This is a genomic window from Halocatena pleomorpha, assembly GCF_003862495.1.
GTDB classification, from domain to species: Archaea; Halobacteriota; Halobacteria; order Halobacteriales; family Haloarculaceae; genus Halocatena; species Halocatena pleomorpha.
On record NZ_RRCH01000039.1, the window covers coordinates 20,889 to 37,232 of the forward strand.

Here is a 16,344-nt window from a genome sequence, read left to right on the forward strand (position 1 = left end):
GCGCAATGGCTAATTGGGGCGCGTGCGTAGGATGCGTATGCCCAAGAGCCGTGGTCCCGATGGTACGTATGTTGAAAACACCACCACTGGTGACGTATTACAGGTGCTCAAAACTGCACACGAACCACTGACGGCGACAGAGATAGCAGAGAGACTCGATATCTCGAATCGAACTGCCCTCGATAAGTTAAACGAATTGAACGAGAGCGACCCAACAGTCATCCGTAAACAGGTCGGTGCGCGCGCCGTCATCTGGTTCATTCGACACGGCGCGATCCACGAGCAGGCGTTCGAGTCGTTTGCTGACCGCCTCACAGAAGAGTGCAATGACGCCGTTGAACGGGTCATCCTCTATGGAAGTGTCGCACGCGGTGAGGCACGCGAGGACTCGGATGTGGATGTGCTGGTCGTCATCGAGAACGAGTCGGTACGCGAGCGTGTCCGCGACCGTGCCTCAAGCATCGGGTTCGATGTCATGATCGAGTATGATGTGGTGATTTCGAAACAGATAATGACAGAAGACGAGTACGACGCCCAGAAGGATAGCTCCTATCTCACCGCAATGCGTCAGGATGGACGTGTGTATGCCTGATTCGCCGTCACCGCCCGATCCAGTGATCGAATTGGAGTTGGCATACGACGCCCTCAACGAAGCTGATGTGTTGCGAAAGCAGGGCGGAGATCGAGGAGCGATCAGCCGTCTCTACTACGCCTGTTTCCACGCGGCACAAGCCGTCTTGTACGATCGTGGCTTCGACCCGCAAACACACGGGACTGCGATCCGGTGGTTCGGCCAGGAAGTTGTGGTTCCTGGCGATGCGAGTGAGGCTGCTGGTTCGTTTTTCAACGAAATGTACGATCTCCGGACAGAGGCAGATTACAAACCACCCCCCACGGCGAATGTCGAAGCACTCTACGTCCGCACAGAGGTGTTCATCGACGACATGGCCGCGTTGCTCGGTGCTGATGCGGACACTGGTGAAGAATGACAATTCAATCGTCTTCGGTGAACTGTGTGATATGACAATAGAGGTCAGAGTCATCGATTGCTGCACCGGAAATTATCAACATAAAGAAAATTTTTTCATACATGGTACACCCCAACCGGACCGATCCCGAAACGTACTACGACGAGTACGGTGAACAGGAGTGGGAGCGCCTCGACCGGGACTTTTTCCACCGGCTGGAGTGGGAGCGCCTCGACCGGGACTTTTTCCACCGGCTGGAGTGGGAGGGCACCGTCGACCAACTCGACACCCATCTCCCGCCCAGCGATCCCCACCACTCGCCGCACGTCCTCGATGTTGGTGGGGGCGCTGGCCGGTACAGCATCTGGCTCGCCCGGAGAGGATACACGGTCACCCTCGTGGATCTGAGCGAGACCTAGCGCCAACTTGCACGCGAGAAGATCGAGATCGGCACCCGCTATCGCTTCGTTGAAGACGGTTCGGAGCAATCATTCCCCTCACCCCAGAGGAATTCGTCCGCCGTTCACGGTCCACAACGGATATCGTCCATACAGCCGCTGAAAATGGTGTTATAGCCGAGTAAGGTCGGTTCGTTCTCACCACTCAACTCGGTAGGCTTCGGCGTCGATCGTCCGGCGCTGGTCGGTGTGAAAGTCGAACTGGCGTGGCAGTTCCAGATCGACGGCGAAGGCGTGGGTGACCGTTCCGCCGTGGTCGTCTGCGAACGCCTCGACGAACGAGCGGCTGCCCGCGTTGTGAAGCGAATAGGAGACCGCCGCGATGTCAGCCGTCGTTTCGAGGAATGCCCGGTCTGCGTGTTCGTTCCCGCGCTGTGCGCCAAAGGGTGGATTCATCACCACGGTCGCGTGCTCGACGGTGAGGGGGAGGGTTGTCGCGTCCGCACACACCCATTCGGGGTGCGTCGATGGGGTCACGCGTCGTGTGTTCTCGCGGGCACGTGTGAGCGCGCACCGATCGCGGTCGATCCCAATCACTCGGGGCGCGCCACACAGCGCTGCGCCGAGTGCGAGCATCCCCGTTCCGGTGCCGAGATCCACGATGGTCCGGTCGAGATCACCCTGCACGCCGGCGAGATGGATAAGGTGGGCTGCGATGTCGGCCGGTGTCGGGTACTGTTCGAGTTGGACGGACGGCTCCGTGAAGTCAGCGACCACCGATAACGCGCGTTCAAGCGCCCCCCGGCGCATGGATCACCACGTGCCGTGGAACGTATCGAAGGACAGCGATTCGAGCGGCTCGTTCCCAACAGCGATTTCGTACTCGCCGGGCGTGAGCATCGGTTTGTGGAACTGTGGGCCGTCGTCGGTCGTGATGCGCGGACAGCCCGTGTTCACGAACGCGTCGAAATCGAAGTTTCGCAACCGGTCGGGCGTTACCTCGTCCATCGTGATGAGATACGCGTCGTCGTTGTTCTCGACGATGTCGGTGGCGACTTCCCACCGACCTTGACCGATCTTCGTACAGAAGACCACGCCCCACCTGTCAGCGTCCATCGCGCGGTGGACCGCGCCATAGCGCTGTTTCATGAACTTCTCGGTGTCAGCGACGGTGACTACGTTGTTCACCGGATCAGCGATCACGACCCGCTTGTCGGGATGCTCCATCGCCAGCCCGAGCGGATGGAATTTTCCGCCGCCGACGTAGAGGATCTGGTCCGCGTCGATGTCGGCGCTCGCGTAGTTACAACCGAGCACCTGCCCCTCGTGGGTGAGCCGTTCGTCACCACGACGGGTGTGTACCGTGTAGTCGCGTTCTTCGAGCCACGACCGCATCTCTTCGAATCGGTTCATGTGTTGCGCGGTCGTGACCAGCCCTACGTCTTCTTCGGGCAGTTCGTCGATTGTTTCTTCCATGATGGGCGTGACATCGACGTTCGAGAACAACGGCACGTAGATGATCTTCTCCGACTCTTTCATCGGTGAGTGACCGAAGTGGACGAACACATCCGTCCGACGCATGAGGTACGTATCCAGATCGCACGCACCGTAACAGGGCTGGCCCGAGATCATCACGTGAACGTCGTCACCGAGAAGGGAGCGCAAATCGTCAGCAACCGCTGGGCCGCGCCGTTTCAGCCCTTCCGGAAACTGTAATCCGACCGTCGAAGCGTCTCGCTCGTTGACTGCCGAAACGATCCGATCGAGTTCGTAATCCCACTCACGGTCGTGTTTGAGCGCTAACCCCGTTTTTCGGAGATCACCCTCGGAGGGTTCCGATCCTGTCGATCCGTGGCTCATTATCCATTTCAGTGGATCGGAGCGGATAACCCGTGTGGTTGCGACCGGTTCAGTCGAGTATCTCGACAGTTCCGTCTGCGCCGTCGACACGAACCCGTTGGCCGGTTTCGATCCGGTGTGTGGCGTTCGGGACCGACACGACCGCTGGAAGCCCGTATTCGCGGGCGACGAGCGCGCCGTGGCTCATCCGTCCTCCCACTTCGACAACCATACCGGCAGCGTTCAAAAACAGCGGCGTCCAACCGGGATCCGCAGAGGGAGCGATGAGGATCTCACCGGATTTGACCGTTTCCGTCGTGGGATCGTGAACCACGCGAGCGATCCCGTCTACGCTGCCCGCAGAGACGCCGGTGCCGACCAGTGCGTCGTCGGGAACAGCCGTCCGATCGATCCGTGCGCTGGGAGCGTCGCCCTCGCTCGTCAGTACCGGCGGCGCGTCCATCTCGGCGTGGCGCTTGAACTCTGCTCGGCGGGCGTCGATATCCACGTCGATCGAATCACCGTCCAGCGCAGCGAACAGTTCGCCTTTGCGAAGAAACCACACGTCCGTAGCACGGTCTAACTGCCCGTCGGCTGCGAGCGCCTCACCAGTATCACGGAATATCTCGTGCCACGCAGCGAACATGCGAGCGACGCCGTGTTTTGGATACTCTCGCGTCCGGATGTAGCCCCGATACGTCCGGAGGAGTTGGTGGACAACGCGCTTCCGAACTGGACCGAACACGCCGTGGTTGGCGTGTGCTTCGAGCCGCCGCACTGCCGTGTGAGCCGCCCGTTCCATCTGATGGACGTGTTCGCGGTGGCTGCCCGGCTCACTGTGTTCGAGGTTTGCACGAACTGCTGCGAGTAGCCCAGATGGGTCGTCACGCCACCGTGGTCGGCTGACATCCATCTCTCCGGTCGCCCGGTGGCCGAACACGGCGAGATACTCCTCTAGCGCGTCTACGAACGCTTTGCCGCCTGCAGACGACTCGATCTCACTGAGTGATTCATCCGCCCTGAGCGCCGCAGCGACTTCTGGATGGTCACGGGCCACGTCTGCGAGATCGCCCAATCCGAGGTTGATGCGAGTCACGAGCTCTTCCGGGAACCCTCGTCCGACAGCGGTTACGTCGTCCGCAACGCTCGGCTCGTTGTCTGCCCACCGCCGCAACCAGACGTCCACCGCAAACGCGGCGTACAACGGCCCGACTGGCGGGAAGTCGGTGATCGACTCCCAGACGTTGAACGCAGCGCGGGCACGCCCTGCGGGTGTATCGGGGTCGCGCATTCGCGCGGCAATCTGTTTGCCCCACGCGTTCCATTTCGCCGCTTCCTCGTCAGGCGGAACCGGCGCACCGACGAACGCCCCAACGAAGCCGTCGGTCATCATTCGAAGTAGCGGGAATCCCGCTCTCGCACCCGTCAAGACCGCGTTCACGATCTGTGGTACTGATGCGAGCACTGAGCGCACTGTCTGGTCGTCGCGGAACGCCCCGCTACGGCGAGCCAGCAGCTCATCGAGCGCAGCTCCCACCGAGCCGCTCACACTGCTCATTATCGCCGGAAGCCGTCGCCGGAGCGGACCGATGGTCAACGGTTTCGTGATGTCCACGTAGATACGGCCGCCAGCCTCGGCTACCCACTGGGTTGTGGGACTGAGACCGAACAGTGACATCGATCTCTGAGTGTACGCTTTCCAGAGATCACACACGAGCGGCGGCATCGTTTCGGCGAACGCCTGCCCGTGGCCCACGCTGATGTAGGCGTGCAGTCGGTCGTCAGCAGGCTCCGGCTCGGGAACAGGAAAGAGCGACGTGATCGGGCGGGACTGGACGATGGACACGTCACCGTCTGCGAGACACCATTCGATGTCCTGTGGCCGACCGAACAGCCCCTCGATCTCCGTTCCCAATTCAGTGAGCGTGTGGGCCTGTCGTTCCGTGAGCGCGCGGGCGGTGTGTTCTGTGGCGGGGCGTTCGACCGCCTCGGTGCCGCTGTCCGGCTGTGATCGCGTTTCACGCCGTTGCTCGTTGATATCGTATTCATGGATTTCTCCGGTTCGCTTGTCGACGCAAACGGTATCCCCTGTCACATCCCCCGACACCAACCCCGCTCCGAGACCGAAGCTTGCTTCGATCGACGCGGTGTGGCGGTTGCCCGTGATCGGATCAGCGGTGAACAGGACGCCCGACACGTTGGCGTTGATCATTCGCTGGACGACGACCGCGATCGACGCCTGCGCGTGAGACACGTCGTTAGTCGCCCGGTAAACGATCGCGCGATCGGTGAACAAACTCGCCATGCAGTCACGCACGCGATCGATAACAGCGTCGCTAGGGACGTTGAGAAACGTTTCGTGCTGGCCCGCAAACGATGTCGTCGGATGGTCTTCGGCCGTCGCGCTCGAACGGACGGCGTACCGTTCGCCGCTCACGTCGGAAAGTGCGTCCGTAATCGCGTCCCGAGTGGAGACCCGAAACGCCCGATTTCGGAGCCGGGCGCGGAGGCCAGCCCCCGCCGTCTCGATCGCCTCGGTGTCCGTCGGATCGATCGCTGAAAGCTCTCGGATCATCGTCCGCGTTTCCTCATCGAGCAACTCGCGGTAGGCGACGGTTGTCACACAGAACCCCGCCGGAACCGACAGCCCGGCGTCCACGAGACGAGTCAATGCAGCGCCCTTTCCACCGAGGAGCGCCCGGTCGGCTGTCCCGTCGTCGGCAGCCGACAACGAAACGACGTGCGGTTTTTTCACATAGTGTGTACGACAAACATACAATTGAATATTTCGTATAAATAATACGAATCTCGGCTTCGGTGCGTGTCGTCCAGTCTTGTCGGTCAGTATAAACCGCTCGATCACCAATTGCGGGTATGAGCACCGAGACGACAGCTGACGCCGAGATACCGCAGGCGACGGTAACCGAGTTGGCGAGCGACCTCGGGGAAGCGATCACGCAGCTTCCGACGTACCAGGAATTCCTTGAGGCCAAGGAGCGCGTCGAAGCGAGCGAGGAGGCCCAACAGAAGGTCCAACGGTTCGAACAGTTGCGCGAGGAGTTCATGCTCGCACGTCAAACTGGCAACGCCACCAACGAGGATCTCCGGGAGCTACAGGCCGCCCAAGAGGAACTCCATGACGTGCCGGTGATGAGCGACTTCCTTGAACTGCAGTCGGAGTTAGAACTCGAACTGCAGGAACTCAACGAGATGATTTCTGCGCCGCTGTCGGTCGATTTCGGTGAGAAAGCCGGCGGCTGCTGTCAGGACTGATTCACACCGACGGCACGGCGAACGCGTACAGCGGGTCGTCGGTCTGACGAGCGGCGTCGAGGACCCGTCTGATGAACCGCGTCTTTCCACGGGAGTACGCCGTCAGATCGTCGTGTTGCTCCGTGAGTTCTCGTTTTAACCGTTCGTACTCTTCGCGGAGTTCCGGGTGCGTTCGGAGCACATCACGATTGCGCCCATTCCAACATTCGTTCGTAGAACGGATCGCTCCGGAGGGCGCGCTCATCACCCACGAGGCAGAGGGCCTTTTTCGCCCGCGTGAGCGCCACGTTCACGCGCCTGCGGTCCTCGAAGATGGGGCTGTCGAGCGTTCCGGTGGCGACGAAGGAGACGATGATCACTGACCGATCGGAGCCCTGGAATCGGTCAACCGTGTCGACAGTGATATCAGGTGACACGCGTCGCGTGATTTCCGCCACTTGTGCGCGGAACGGGGCGATGACACCGATATCGTCCGCAGGGACGCCCGCCGATCGGTAGGCGTCGACGATCTCAGCGACGCGCTCGGCCTCCGTCCGGTTGACGTTTCCTGTCGCCGTGCCGTCGGGATCGACGAACGCCACCGCATCCTGTAGCGCGGATGGAAGCGCCTCGTGGGAGACGGTGGGCAGTTCGCTGAGCTGTTGGCCCGCAACTGCCGGCGACGCTGGACGGAGTTGGCCGTCATAAAACGTCTGTGAGGAGAAATATTGGATGCGCTGGGCCATCCGGTACTGCTTGTCGAGCGTCACCGCTGCGTCGGGGTACCGGTCGATGAGCCGCTCGAACAACGACGTTTGTAGCGCCGAGTCGTCGTCTCTGACGACCGGCGGGAGCTGTTCGTGGTCACCGACGAGCACGAACCGATCCGCGAGGTTGATGGCCGCAAGCGTGTCCGGTTCGGTGAGCTGACCGGCCTCATCGACGATCGCCACATCGAACGCACATTCTTTCAGTACCGGCGACCCACACGTGGCAGCGGTCCCGGCCACGACGGGCGCGTTCCGGAGCGTCGCGGCTCGTTCCTCGGGATCGCCCCGGTAGTCGAGCCGAGCGTCCTGCATCGAGTCGCTGACGCCGTGCTCGGTGCCGATCCGGACGAAGTCCGTAAAACCCTGTTCGCGGAGCTGTTCGAGCGCGTTGTCGACGGCCCGGTTCGTGAACGCCGACAGCAACACTCGTTCGCCGCGCTCACACAGCGCGCGTACCGTTTGTGCCAACGTGTAGGTCTTTCCCGTTCCGGGCGGTCCATGGATGAGTGCGCAGTCCTCAGCGGTCACCGCAAGCTCGACGGCACGATTCTGCGCGGCGTTGTTATCGATGAACGTGGCGTCTGTCTCTCCGAAGGTCGGATCGCGCCGACCGAACAGGAGATCACGACGGCGTTGTGCGCCTTTCAGCACGCTGTCGTGCACCGCCGTCAGCAGCCCATTGATGCCGTAATCGGAGGGATACACGTCGAGCCGACGGAGTTCGATCGGTTCGTCGGCGTGAACGACGATTTCCGTCGTTCCGTCCGTGCTTGTTCGGAGTCGAACAACCCGCGCGAGTTCGGTGTCCCCCCGTGTCGGATGGCCGTCGCTAGCGAGCACCGTCTCCCCCTCGCGGATCTTCGACACCGCGGTCGTGTCGTCGTTCTCTGCTCGGAGTTCCCACGTTCCATTGGCTCTCTGGCTCCGTTCCTGTGGCTGGAGATCGAGAAGCGCCTTATCATCGGCCGCGCGCTCGGCCGCGGATTGGGTCCACAGCTTCGCGTACTCGCGGTGAATCTCCCGGCGCTCGGCTTCAGCCGCGCGGTAGAGCCGGTCGAAATACTCACGTTCTGCTGCTGGGAGCGCCGTACCGACCGCACCCGCTTTCGACTCCTGATCGAGTCGCCCGGAGACGACCATACACGTGTCCTGCTCGAAGCAGTACTCACAGATCGCATTGCTCTCATATCCCGTCGGGACCGAGCTGTCGAACTCCATGGCGACGAGTTCATTCCGCGCGCGGACGACGAACTGCAACAGCCCCGAACTGATCGAGAACTCCTTGGCCGGGGAGAGATCACCGGTCTCCTCGGTTCGATCGAGCACGGCGTTTTTCGTGTACAGCAGTGTTCCTGTTTCCGGTGTCTGCCCGTGCTCACCGAGCAACAGCGCATAACAAGTCGCCTGCACTTTGTCCTTGAACCGAGGTTCGGCGTCGGTGTTCTTTCCGGTCTTGAGCTCGACGGGACCGCCACGTCTGACAGCGTCTGCTCGACCTTTGATCCCGAACGTCTCGCTGATCAGCGTCAGCTCCGAGCGCCACTCGTCGTCTTCGGTGAGCGTTCCCTGTTGGAGCCATCTCTCGATGGCCTGTGCGTTCGATCGAACGTCTTCAACGACTGCTGTCCGATCCCGATCGAGCAGCCCCAGCTTCAATCCGGCGTCTGCGACCCGCTCCTCGACCGATGTTTCGAGATCGCGGCCTCTGAGCAGATCACCGAACACCTCGTGTACCAGTGATCCCTTCACCAACGGGTAGGACAGGGACGCGCCCGTGAACTTGCTTAGATAATACTGCCGGGAACACTGCACCCACTCGCGGATATCGGTCACGTTGACCATGAATTCCGGCTCAATAACGACGTACGATTCTGCTGTGGTCGCGTATCGGGTTTCACCCCGAAACTCCTCTTGGCTCGGCTCGGTCACGAGGACCGTCATTCCTGTTACCAGCGACTCGGCCGTTTCGGCCCAAGATCCCCACAAAGACACCGTTACTGGCGGCTCCTCGCCCCGTCCCGGACGCATCGTGACCTCCGCAACGTCCCGAGAGCCGTTGCGTGTGCTCACCGTTCTTGGCTCCTCAACAGCCACGACAGGACCCCGAAGTTCCACATCCCACACGGAACGGCCGCACGAAATGAGAGTGTCGGTCTCCGAATCGATCCCCTTGGTAATGGTTCCCTTCATCGATGGACTGCGGAGGAACACGAACAAGCTTCCCCTCACCGACTCCCGACAACTGTTCCGGCGGGATCCCTTCGGCCGACACCAATCAAAAGAAGTCTGACATAACGTAAACATGAATTTCTATTGCTTTCTATTACCAGATGTATCTGGCGAGACTGAACTCTCGTGTTACTCACAATCTATCATCAAGATAGTTCGAACGATAGGTTCTCTGCTGGCCGTCAGCACACCCTAGAACCACCAGAAGTAGTCCGGATCTCATTTACCACCGGTACTACATCATGATTATCCACAAACTATGTTCGTGATATGACATCACAACCCCAGTTGACAACGAAGGATAACATTTACTACGGTCCGAGTTCCTATGTTGGAACAAGCCCGTTCAGGGCACCCTTCACTTCGAAGCCATCGGCGCTTTCACCCTTAATTAAAACCATGTGGCAAGACATCGTCATCCTCGCCGGGAGCATCGTTGCGATCGCCAGCCTCATTCCCACGCTGATCGATGAGAACGCGCTCGTTCCACACACGACGAGTGTTCCCACGTTGGTTGTCCTCTCGGGACAAGGCTTTGCGTACTACACGCTCGATCTGGTGGGTTCAGCGGTCGGTGCGGCCGCCGGACTTTGTGTGTGGAGTCTCATCGCCTATTACAAGGCACCAGACGACGCGATGTTGGTGTCGTATGAGCGATCGCTCTCACATAAAATCAACCGGTTCCGGACGACAGTGTTCCGTAATAAAAAGTAGTCAGGTGAACTCGAACACCGACGTTTGACGGGTACACTCGTTTTCGGTGGCGGAGCCGCCGTCCGGCTTCACGGGGGCACCGTCGGTGCCGTTCGATTCGGTGGTCGGCCGCTCCCAATCGTTGAGGCTGGCTTGATCGGTTTCAACGAACGAGAGGTTCGAGACGCGGACGCCGAGTTTCCGGACCGATCGTCCGTCGAACTCCTCGATCAGATCGAGTACGATGCGTTCGACGAGCGCCGGATCGTTGACCGGGCCGGACAGGGTGTGTGACCGCGTGTGCACATCGAACGGTGGCGTCACGACTTTGATGCCGATCGTTTTGTACAGTGCGTTGCGCCGGGCCGTGCGGGTCGTCACTTGTTCGACCAGCCTGCGGAGTCGGTCACGGACGCGATCGGAGTCCTCGGTCGGTTCGGTGAACGCCGACTCGTTCGAGAGGCTCTTTGGATCCCCGACCGGTTCGACGTCGCGGTCGTCATGCCCGCGTGCGTAATCGTAAATTTCCCCGCCACGGGCACCGAATCGATCAACGAGGCGGCTCCGATCGGTTTGAGCCAGCTCTCCCACCGTTTCGATCCCCATCGACCGCAACTCACGAGCAGTGACGGGACCGACGCCGTGCAGTCGCTTGGTGTCCAGTGGTGCCAGAAACGACCGAATTTCGTCAGGCGTCACAACGACCAATCCGTCGGGTTTGTCGTGGTCGCTTGCTATTTTCGCAGTGCTCATGTTCGGCGCGACGCCGATACTCGCTGGCACGCCGGCCGTCTCGTGAATCCGCGCTTTGAGGTTTCGGGCGAACACTGGCGCACCCTCCCACCCCAACCGATCGCTCACGTCCACGTACGCCTCGTCGATGCTGACCTCCCGCACGGTGTCAGCGACTTCGTGTAACACCGCCTTCACCTCCTCACTCACTGATTCGTAGTAGGCCATGTCTACCGGGCGGTAGTGGCCGACAGCCTCCTCCTGCTCATCGGCGTCTACAGCACGAGGGAGGCGTGTTAGTGCTTGGGAAATGGCCTGTGCGCTCTCAACGCCGTGCTCGCGCGCCTCGTAGCTCGCCGTCGCTACCGCGCCGTGGGTTTCGCCAGCCTCGTACCCCATCCCGACTACCACCGGTTTCTCTTCGAGTGCTGACTCGCGGCGACGTTCACAGGACGCATAGAAACAGTCCATGTCGACGTGTAGAACGATCCGCTCTTCCGAGGTCACTCCCGGAAGGCTTCTATCGTTCATACGACGGTTACGGATGGGAGCGATTTGTAGCTGTTTATGGCGGGATTGCTCGCTCCGAACGCTCCGAGCCGTTAGAGATCGTAGGTCACGCCGGTCAGTTCCTCTGACACCGACCACAGCCGCTCAGCGGTCGCCTCATCGTACGATCGATCGCTGGAGCGTTGTGGCTCTGGGTAGCCACGCATGTTTCCAACGCCGCCGGGACCGACGTACGTGCCTCCCGGTACGGCTGCCTCCGTCGCGGCGTACAACATCGGCAGCGCGCCCTGTTCTGGATCCTGAGCGATGAGGGCGTTCGCCGCCTTCATCAGCCACAGTCGCAGCGTCGATCCGGACTGCTCAGGCCCGCGTTTCTGAAGGTTCGTTGCCGCGTAGCCCGGATGACAGGCGACGCTCACGAGATCTCCGATATCGGCATGATCGAGGCGTCGCTGTAACTCGTAGGCGAACAGGAGATTTGCCAGTTTGCTCTGGCCGTAGGCCGCCCATCTGTCGTAGTCCTTCTCGTGGTGAAGATCCTCGAAATCGATCCGCCCCTGTTCGTGAACCGCGCTGCTCTGGGTCACGATGCGCGTCTCGCCCTCCGTTTCAAGCAGCGTTTCGAGCAACTGTCCTGTGAGTGCGAAGTGCCCGAGATGGTTCACCCCGAACTGCGTTTCGAAGCCGTCTGCCGTCTCGCTCCGGGGGATCGCCATCACGCCCGCGTTGTTACACAGGATATCGAGCTCGTCGTGGTCCGTCGTGAACGATCGCACGAATTCCTGAATCGAGTCGAGGTCCGCTAGATCCAATGCCATCACCGTCGCAGAGCCGTCGACCCCGCTCTCGCGGATCCGGGTCGCTGCCGCTTCTCCCCGTTCGACGCTCCGACACGCCAGCACCACGTCGGCACCGTGAGCGACGAACGCCTTCGTGGCTTCGTACCCCAGCCCGCTGTTGGCTCCCGTGACGATGATCGTTTTCCCGTCCAACGATTCCATCTCTGTTGCCGTCCATCCCGAAGGTGTCACGTGTGTTGATAGCGGGTTTCTGCTACAGAAGTGTACCGACAGATTGGTGGTATCACGTCGATCTGTGCCGCTTCGGCGGTTCCCTCTGTGAGTATGATTTTCCTTACGCCTCCGCTCTGCTGACGAGATCCTCGGCCCGTTCCGTGACTTCCTCGCGGACTCTCGCCTCGTCGATGGTGAGTAGCTCGCGCTCGCGCATCAGGATCTGTCCGTCACAGACGGTGTGGCGCACGTCCGAACCGGTGGCGGCGTACGCGAGGTGGCTCACGAGATCGTGTGCCGGCGTGAGATGGGGCGCATCGAGCGAGAGCACGGCGAGGTCAGCGGGCGCGCCGGACTCGATGCGACCGCTTTCGAAGCCGACGCAGTCGGCGCTTCCCTGCGTCGCCATCCGAACGACGTCCGGTGCAGCCAAGGCGCTGGCGTCGTCGGCAGCGAGCTTCCCGATCATGGCGGCGTCGCGCATCTCGTCGAACATGTCGAGATCGTTGTTCGAGGCCACGCCATCGGTGCCGAGTCCGACCGTGACGCCCGCGTCGAGCATCGCCTGCACCGGGGCCATCCCGCTTGCCAACTTCATGTTCGAGGCCGGGCAGTGCACGACGCCCGTGCCGGTGTCTGCGAGTCGGGCTATCTCCGCCGAATCGACGTGGACCGCGTGGGCGATGAAATCCTCTGATTGGAGCAAGCCACACGAGCGCGCATACTCGACCGGACGCACGCCGCGTTCCTCACGGATCGGTGTGACTTCCGCTGTGGTTTCGCTCACGTGGCTGTGAACCGGGACAGCCATCTCTCGGGCGCGCTCGGCCACGCTGGTGAGAACGTCCTCTGTAACGGTGGTAAGGCTGTGTGGCATGACCGCTGTCGAGACCCGTTCACTACCGAGCTCGCGCGCGATTCGGAGTCCTTCCTCGACCTCGCTCTCGATCTCCGCGTCGGTTTTTCCGGCGGTGACGATTCCGTGACCGAGCCGAGCGCGAAGCCCTGCTGATTCGACGGCGTCACCGATGGCAGGCACGTGAAAGTACATATCCGCGAATCCGGTCGTCCCTGATCGGATCATCTCCGCCATGCCAAGCCGTGCGCCCGCCCGGGCGTCTTCTGGTGTGAGTTCGGCTTCGGCCGGCCAGATGTCCTCCCGGAGCCACGTTTCGAGCGGCTTGTCGTCCGCGTACCCCCGGAGCAGCGTCATCGCAACGTGCGTGTGAGCGTTGATCAGACCGGGAATGATGAGCGAATCGGTCGCGTCTAACTGTTGCTCGCCGCTCATGCCGATCTCCGGGTCGACATCGATGATTTCACCCGAGGACTGATCGACGAGCACGTCCGATTTCGAGATGGAGAGATCCGGCTGTAGAACGGAACCGTTCGTGATACCCAGCGTCGTCATTACTGTCAATTCCTCCCGAAACGGTGTCAATCCATCGAGTTCGTTCGATTCGGAAGCGGACTCTGCCTGTGTGTCTCACAACCGCAGGTGTCGGCATCGCCGTGTGACATGTCTGGTTATTTTCTATAATACCGTTGGGAACTGATAGATCGTCACCGCAATGCGAAAGCAATTGTTTCGTGGGGCGTGAACGGTCGATAATGCGTATTGCCGTGCCCAACAAGGGACGCTTGCACCAGCCGACGACTGATCTGTTAGAGCGGGCTGGGCTCCATCTCCTCGACGGCGCGGACCGGAAGCTGTACGCGAACACCGTCGATCCCGATGTGACTGTCTTGTTCGCGCGTGCGGCCGACATCCCTGCGTACGTCGCTGACGGTGCGGCCGAGATCGGCGTTACCGGATACGATCAGGCAAAAGAGTCCGAGACGGAACTCGTAGACCTGCTCGATCTGGAGTTTGGCCAGTGTCAATTGGTGTTGGCGGCTCCCGAAGACGGTCCGGTCGAACAGGTGTCGGATCTCGCCGGCGGCACGGTCGCCACCGAGTTCCCAGCGATCGCACGGGAGTTTTTCGCGGATGAAGACGTGTCTCCGTCCGTCGCGGAAGTCTCCGGGGCGACGGAGCTGACTCCACACGTTGACATCGCGGACGCGATCATCGATATCACGAGCACCGGAACGACGCTGCGCATGAACCGCCTCGCAGTCGTTGAGGAAGTCCTCGACAGCTCAGTGCGACTGTTCGCCCGTCCAGAGACGGCCGACGACCCGAAAGTCAAACAGATCAAAACGGCGCTTCAATCGGTGCTCACGGCCGCTGACAAGCGCTATCTGATGATGAACGTTCACCGGGAGCAACTCGAAGACGTTCGGAGCGTCATTCCCGGCATGGGTGGCCCAACGGTGATGGATATCGCTGGTGAGGACGCGCTCGCGGTTCATGCTGTCGTCGATGAAACCGAAGTGTTCGAAACCATCGCTCAACTGCGCGATCACGGCGCGTACGACATTCTCGTGACCGAAATCGAGCGGCTCGTGGAGTGACTTCGATGGTTGACACTCACGCCGAAAGCAGGGTGATAATGTTGAACAGCGCGACGCCGAAAATGATGGCGACGGTGTAGTGAGCGAGCGCGAGCAGTGCTGTTCCTCGTTTACGGAGTTTGTACACCACGTAGATCGCGGCCGCGTCGCTGGCAAGCGCGAGCACGACGGCCGCGAGCGGACTGAACGGTTGGATCGATAACGAAACGACTGCTGGGGCTACTCCAGCGAGGGCGGCGCGTTGGTGGGGCGTGTCGCCAACGACGTACAGCGCCGCGAGGTGTAACGTGACCGCATAGAACACCCACGCGGCCAGAAACGTCACGACGTACGCGAACAGTCCGCTGCTGATTGGATCGATCTGTAACACTGAACCACCTTTTTACGTTCTGGCGAGCGACGCTCACCGCTCTGGCACCAAATCCGCCGCGCGAGAACAAAGGTCTTGCTGGCTCGCCTTCGCGTCGTTCGTGCGAAGTAACCTCACATTACTGCACCACTCGAAATGATGGGTGAGAAATAATTCTGTAATACTATCAGTACTGCTGCCGAACAGAGTCACCGTCGACAGCACTGTGTCGAGTACGGAGCAGTTACGAGTTGTTAGTATGACACGACATTACTCATTACATCAGTACCTTTATATGTGATGGCGAAGGCAACGATAAACGAGAACGCCAGCATGGCGACAACGCATGCGCGTTCATGTTGAGCGCGCCGGGTGCTAGCACCACCCGACGCTGGGGTTCTCATGATCGCTAGAACCCATGATTGGGAACGCAACAGAGACATGTAACGGTGTCGAATCGTATCAGAAATGTGAGCAGCGTGCGCGCTGTCGGAAATGCGGCCGTCCGATTCGGTCGCAGTACGCGCATCGGGTGGGATGTCCATTACTGGAGGGCCGCCGATGACATTGCCAGTGTTTCAGTTCTGGGATCGGCTGGGTGAGTCGGTGAACATCTCGACCCTCGACGATCGATCGACGATCTCGAAGGCTGAGCTGTACTACGTGATGGACGTGGGGACAGGAACGTGGTGTCGCCAGAAGCCTTCGGCTTCTGGCTGCTAACCAGAATCTTCGATTCTGGTGATGCAAGCCGTGCCGGAGTACAGGCTGCGCCCACGCCACGCAGATCGAGGAGATCTTAGCAACCGCTGGGCTTGGCCGGTCACAACTGAACTACGACGACTTGCCCGGCATTGCGAACATCACGCGGTATGCAGCGACGGGCGAAATGGTCGTTACGGGCTGGTTCGAGAACGGCGGCCGGGTGCGATACCACGAACAGCGCGACGGCACCGTCGTCCAGTCAGTGTACGCCCCCGAGGATGATCAGGATCCAGCGGAGGTGACCGAACAGCCCGAGGCGATGAGTGCCCCAGCTGCACTGGTCGCCACGCTGGCGGAGTACTGCCACTATCGCCAGCGCGGTGATCTTGATGGACTGCGGGCCTGTTACCCCGACGTGGCTCGTGTCGT

At 60.7% G+C, this 16,344-nt stretch carries 17 protein-coding genes; 8 read left to right on the plus strand and 9 right to left on the minus strand.

What is annotated here, in order from left to right; genetic code table 11:
• The first annotated feature begins 37 nt into the window (after nucleotides 1-37).
• The 3 genes from EIK79_RS18275 to EIK79_RS16165 all read left to right on the plus strand — a co-directional run bounded on the left by EIK79_RS18275 (nucleotide 38) and on the right by EIK79_RS16165 (nucleotide 1,387).
• On the plus strand, nucleotides 38-592 hold the full coding sequence (locus EIK79_RS18275; RefSeq protein ID WP_221621774.1) for a nucleotidyltransferase domain-containing protein: 555 nt from the start codon (nucleotides 38-40) through the stop codon (nucleotides 590-592).
• Nucleotides 585-989: a HEPN domain-containing protein gene (locus EIK79_RS16160; protein WP_185715682.1), complete on the plus strand. Its 405-nt coding sequence runs from the start codon at nucleotides 585-587 to the stop codon at nucleotides 987-989. The genes EIK79_RS18275 and EIK79_RS16160 overlap by 8 nt, the downstream gene beginning before the upstream one ends.
• A gap of 101 nt (nucleotides 990-1,090) precedes the next feature.
• Entirely contained in the window at nucleotides 1,091-1,387 is a 297-nt protein-coding gene (locus EIK79_RS16165; protein WP_124956552.1) for a class I SAM-dependent methyltransferase, read from the plus strand.
• A 177-nt stretch (nucleotides 1,388-1,564) separates the two neighbouring features.
• Here the strand turns inward: EIK79_RS16165 and EIK79_RS16170 are convergent, their stop codons facing one another.
• From EIK79_RS16170 to EIK79_RS16180, 3 genes are read right to left on the minus strand one after another with little or no spacing between them, the layout of a single operon-like run.
• On the minus strand, nucleotides 1,565-2,176 hold the full coding sequence (locus EIK79_RS16170) for an METTL5 family protein (protein WP_124956554.1): 612 nt from the start codon (nucleotides 2,174-2,176) through the stop codon (nucleotides 1,565-1,567).
• Nucleotides 2,177-2,179: 3 nt separating this feature from the next.
• A complete protein-coding gene (dph2, locus tag EIK79_RS16175) occupies nucleotides 2,180-3,226 on the minus strand; it encodes a diphthamide biosynthesis enzyme Dph2 (RefSeq protein WP_124956556.1) in 1,047 nt (348 codons plus the stop codon).
• Nucleotides 3,227-3,275: 49 nt separating this feature from the next.
• The gene (locus EIK79_RS16180) at nucleotides 3,276-5,960 is read right to left on the minus strand and encodes a PEP/pyruvate-binding domain-containing protein (RefSeq protein ID WP_233738230.1); all 2,685 of its coding nucleotides are present in this window, start codon (nucleotides 5,958-5,960) and stop codon (nucleotides 3,276-3,278) included.
• Nucleotides 5,961-6,079: 119 nt separating this feature from the next.
• On the opposite strand from EIK79_RS16180, the gene EIK79_RS16185 reads away from it, so the two are divergent.
• Nucleotides 6,080-6,478 carry a YlbF family regulator gene (locus EIK79_RS16185; protein WP_124956560.1) on the plus strand — a complete coding sequence of 133 codons (399 nt, stop codon included), beginning with the start codon at nucleotides 6,080-6,082 and terminating at the stop codon, nucleotides 6,476-6,478.
• A 1-nt stretch (nucleotide 6,479) separates the two neighbouring features.
• Here EIK79_RS16185 and EIK79_RS16190 read toward each other — a convergent pair whose 3' ends face one another.
• Both EIK79_RS16190 and EIK79_RS16195 read right to left on the minus strand, forming a co-directional pair.
• Nucleotides 6,480-6,659: a GrpB family protein gene (locus tag EIK79_RS16190; protein WP_221621775.1), complete on the minus strand. Its 180-nt coding sequence runs from the start codon at nucleotides 6,657-6,659 to the stop codon at nucleotides 6,480-6,482.
• Between the two features lies 1 nt (nucleotide 6,660).
• Complete coding sequence (locus EIK79_RS16195) at nucleotides 6,661-9,342, minus strand: AAA domain-containing protein (RefSeq protein WP_124956578.1); 2,682 nt, start codon at nucleotides 9,340-9,342, stop codon at nucleotides 6,661-6,663.
• Nucleotides 9,343-9,726: 384 nt separating this feature from the next.
• Between EIK79_RS16195 and EIK79_RS16200 the strand changes: the two genes are divergently transcribed.
• Entirely contained in the window at nucleotides 9,727-10,170 is a 444-nt protein-coding gene (locus EIK79_RS16200) for a hypothetical protein (RefSeq protein WP_221621777.1), read from the plus strand.
• Here the strand turns inward: EIK79_RS16200 and dinB are convergent, their stop codons facing one another.
• From dinB to EIK79_RS16215, 3 genes are all read right to left on the minus strand, one after another.
• Nucleotides 10,171-11,412 carry a DNA polymerase IV gene (dinB, locus tag EIK79_RS16205; RefSeq protein ID WP_124956566.1) on the minus strand — a complete coding sequence of 414 codons (1,242 nt, stop codon included), beginning with the start codon at nucleotides 11,410-11,412 and terminating at the stop codon, nucleotides 10,171-10,173.
• Between the two features lie 71 nt (nucleotides 11,413-11,483).
• A complete protein-coding gene (locus EIK79_RS16210) occupies nucleotides 11,484-12,392 on the minus strand; it encodes an oxidoreductase (protein ID WP_233738231.1) in 909 nt (302 codons plus the stop codon).
• Between the two features lie 133 nt (nucleotides 12,393-12,525).
• Nucleotides 12,526-13,815, minus strand: coding sequence for an amidohydrolase (locus EIK79_RS16215; protein WP_124956570.1), 1,290 nt, complete (start codon nucleotides 13,813-13,815; stop codon nucleotides 12,526-12,528).
• 200 nt (nucleotides 13,816-14,015) lie between these two features.
• On the opposite strand from EIK79_RS16215, the gene hisG reads away from it, so the two are divergent.
• Nucleotides 14,016-14,861, plus strand: coding sequence for an ATP phosphoribosyltransferase (hisG, locus tag EIK79_RS16220; RefSeq protein WP_124956572.1), 846 nt, complete (start codon nucleotides 14,016-14,018; stop codon nucleotides 14,859-14,861).
• Nucleotides 14,862-14,877: 16 nt separating this feature from the next.
• On the opposite strand, the gene EIK79_RS16225 is transcribed toward hisG, so the two are convergent.
• Nucleotides 14,878-15,231, minus strand: coding sequence for a DUF7473 family protein (locus EIK79_RS16225; RefSeq protein ID WP_124956574.1), 354 nt, complete (start codon nucleotides 15,229-15,231; stop codon nucleotides 14,878-14,880).
• A gap of 540 nt (nucleotides 15,232-15,771) precedes the next feature.
• On the opposite strand from EIK79_RS16225, the gene EIK79_RS18280 reads away from it, so the two are divergent.
• Both EIK79_RS18280 and EIK79_RS16230 read left to right on the plus strand, forming a co-directional pair.
• Nucleotides 15,772-15,933 (plus strand): hypothetical protein, encoded by a 162-nt coding sequence (locus EIK79_RS18280; protein ID WP_185715683.1) that lies wholly within the window; start codon nucleotides 15,772-15,774, stop codon nucleotides 15,931-15,933.
• Between the two features lie 121 nt (nucleotides 15,934-16,054).
• On the plus strand, nucleotides 16,055-16,344 hold a 290-nt coding region (locus EIK79_RS16230; RefSeq protein ID WP_148094158.1), incomplete at its 3' end, for a hypothetical protein.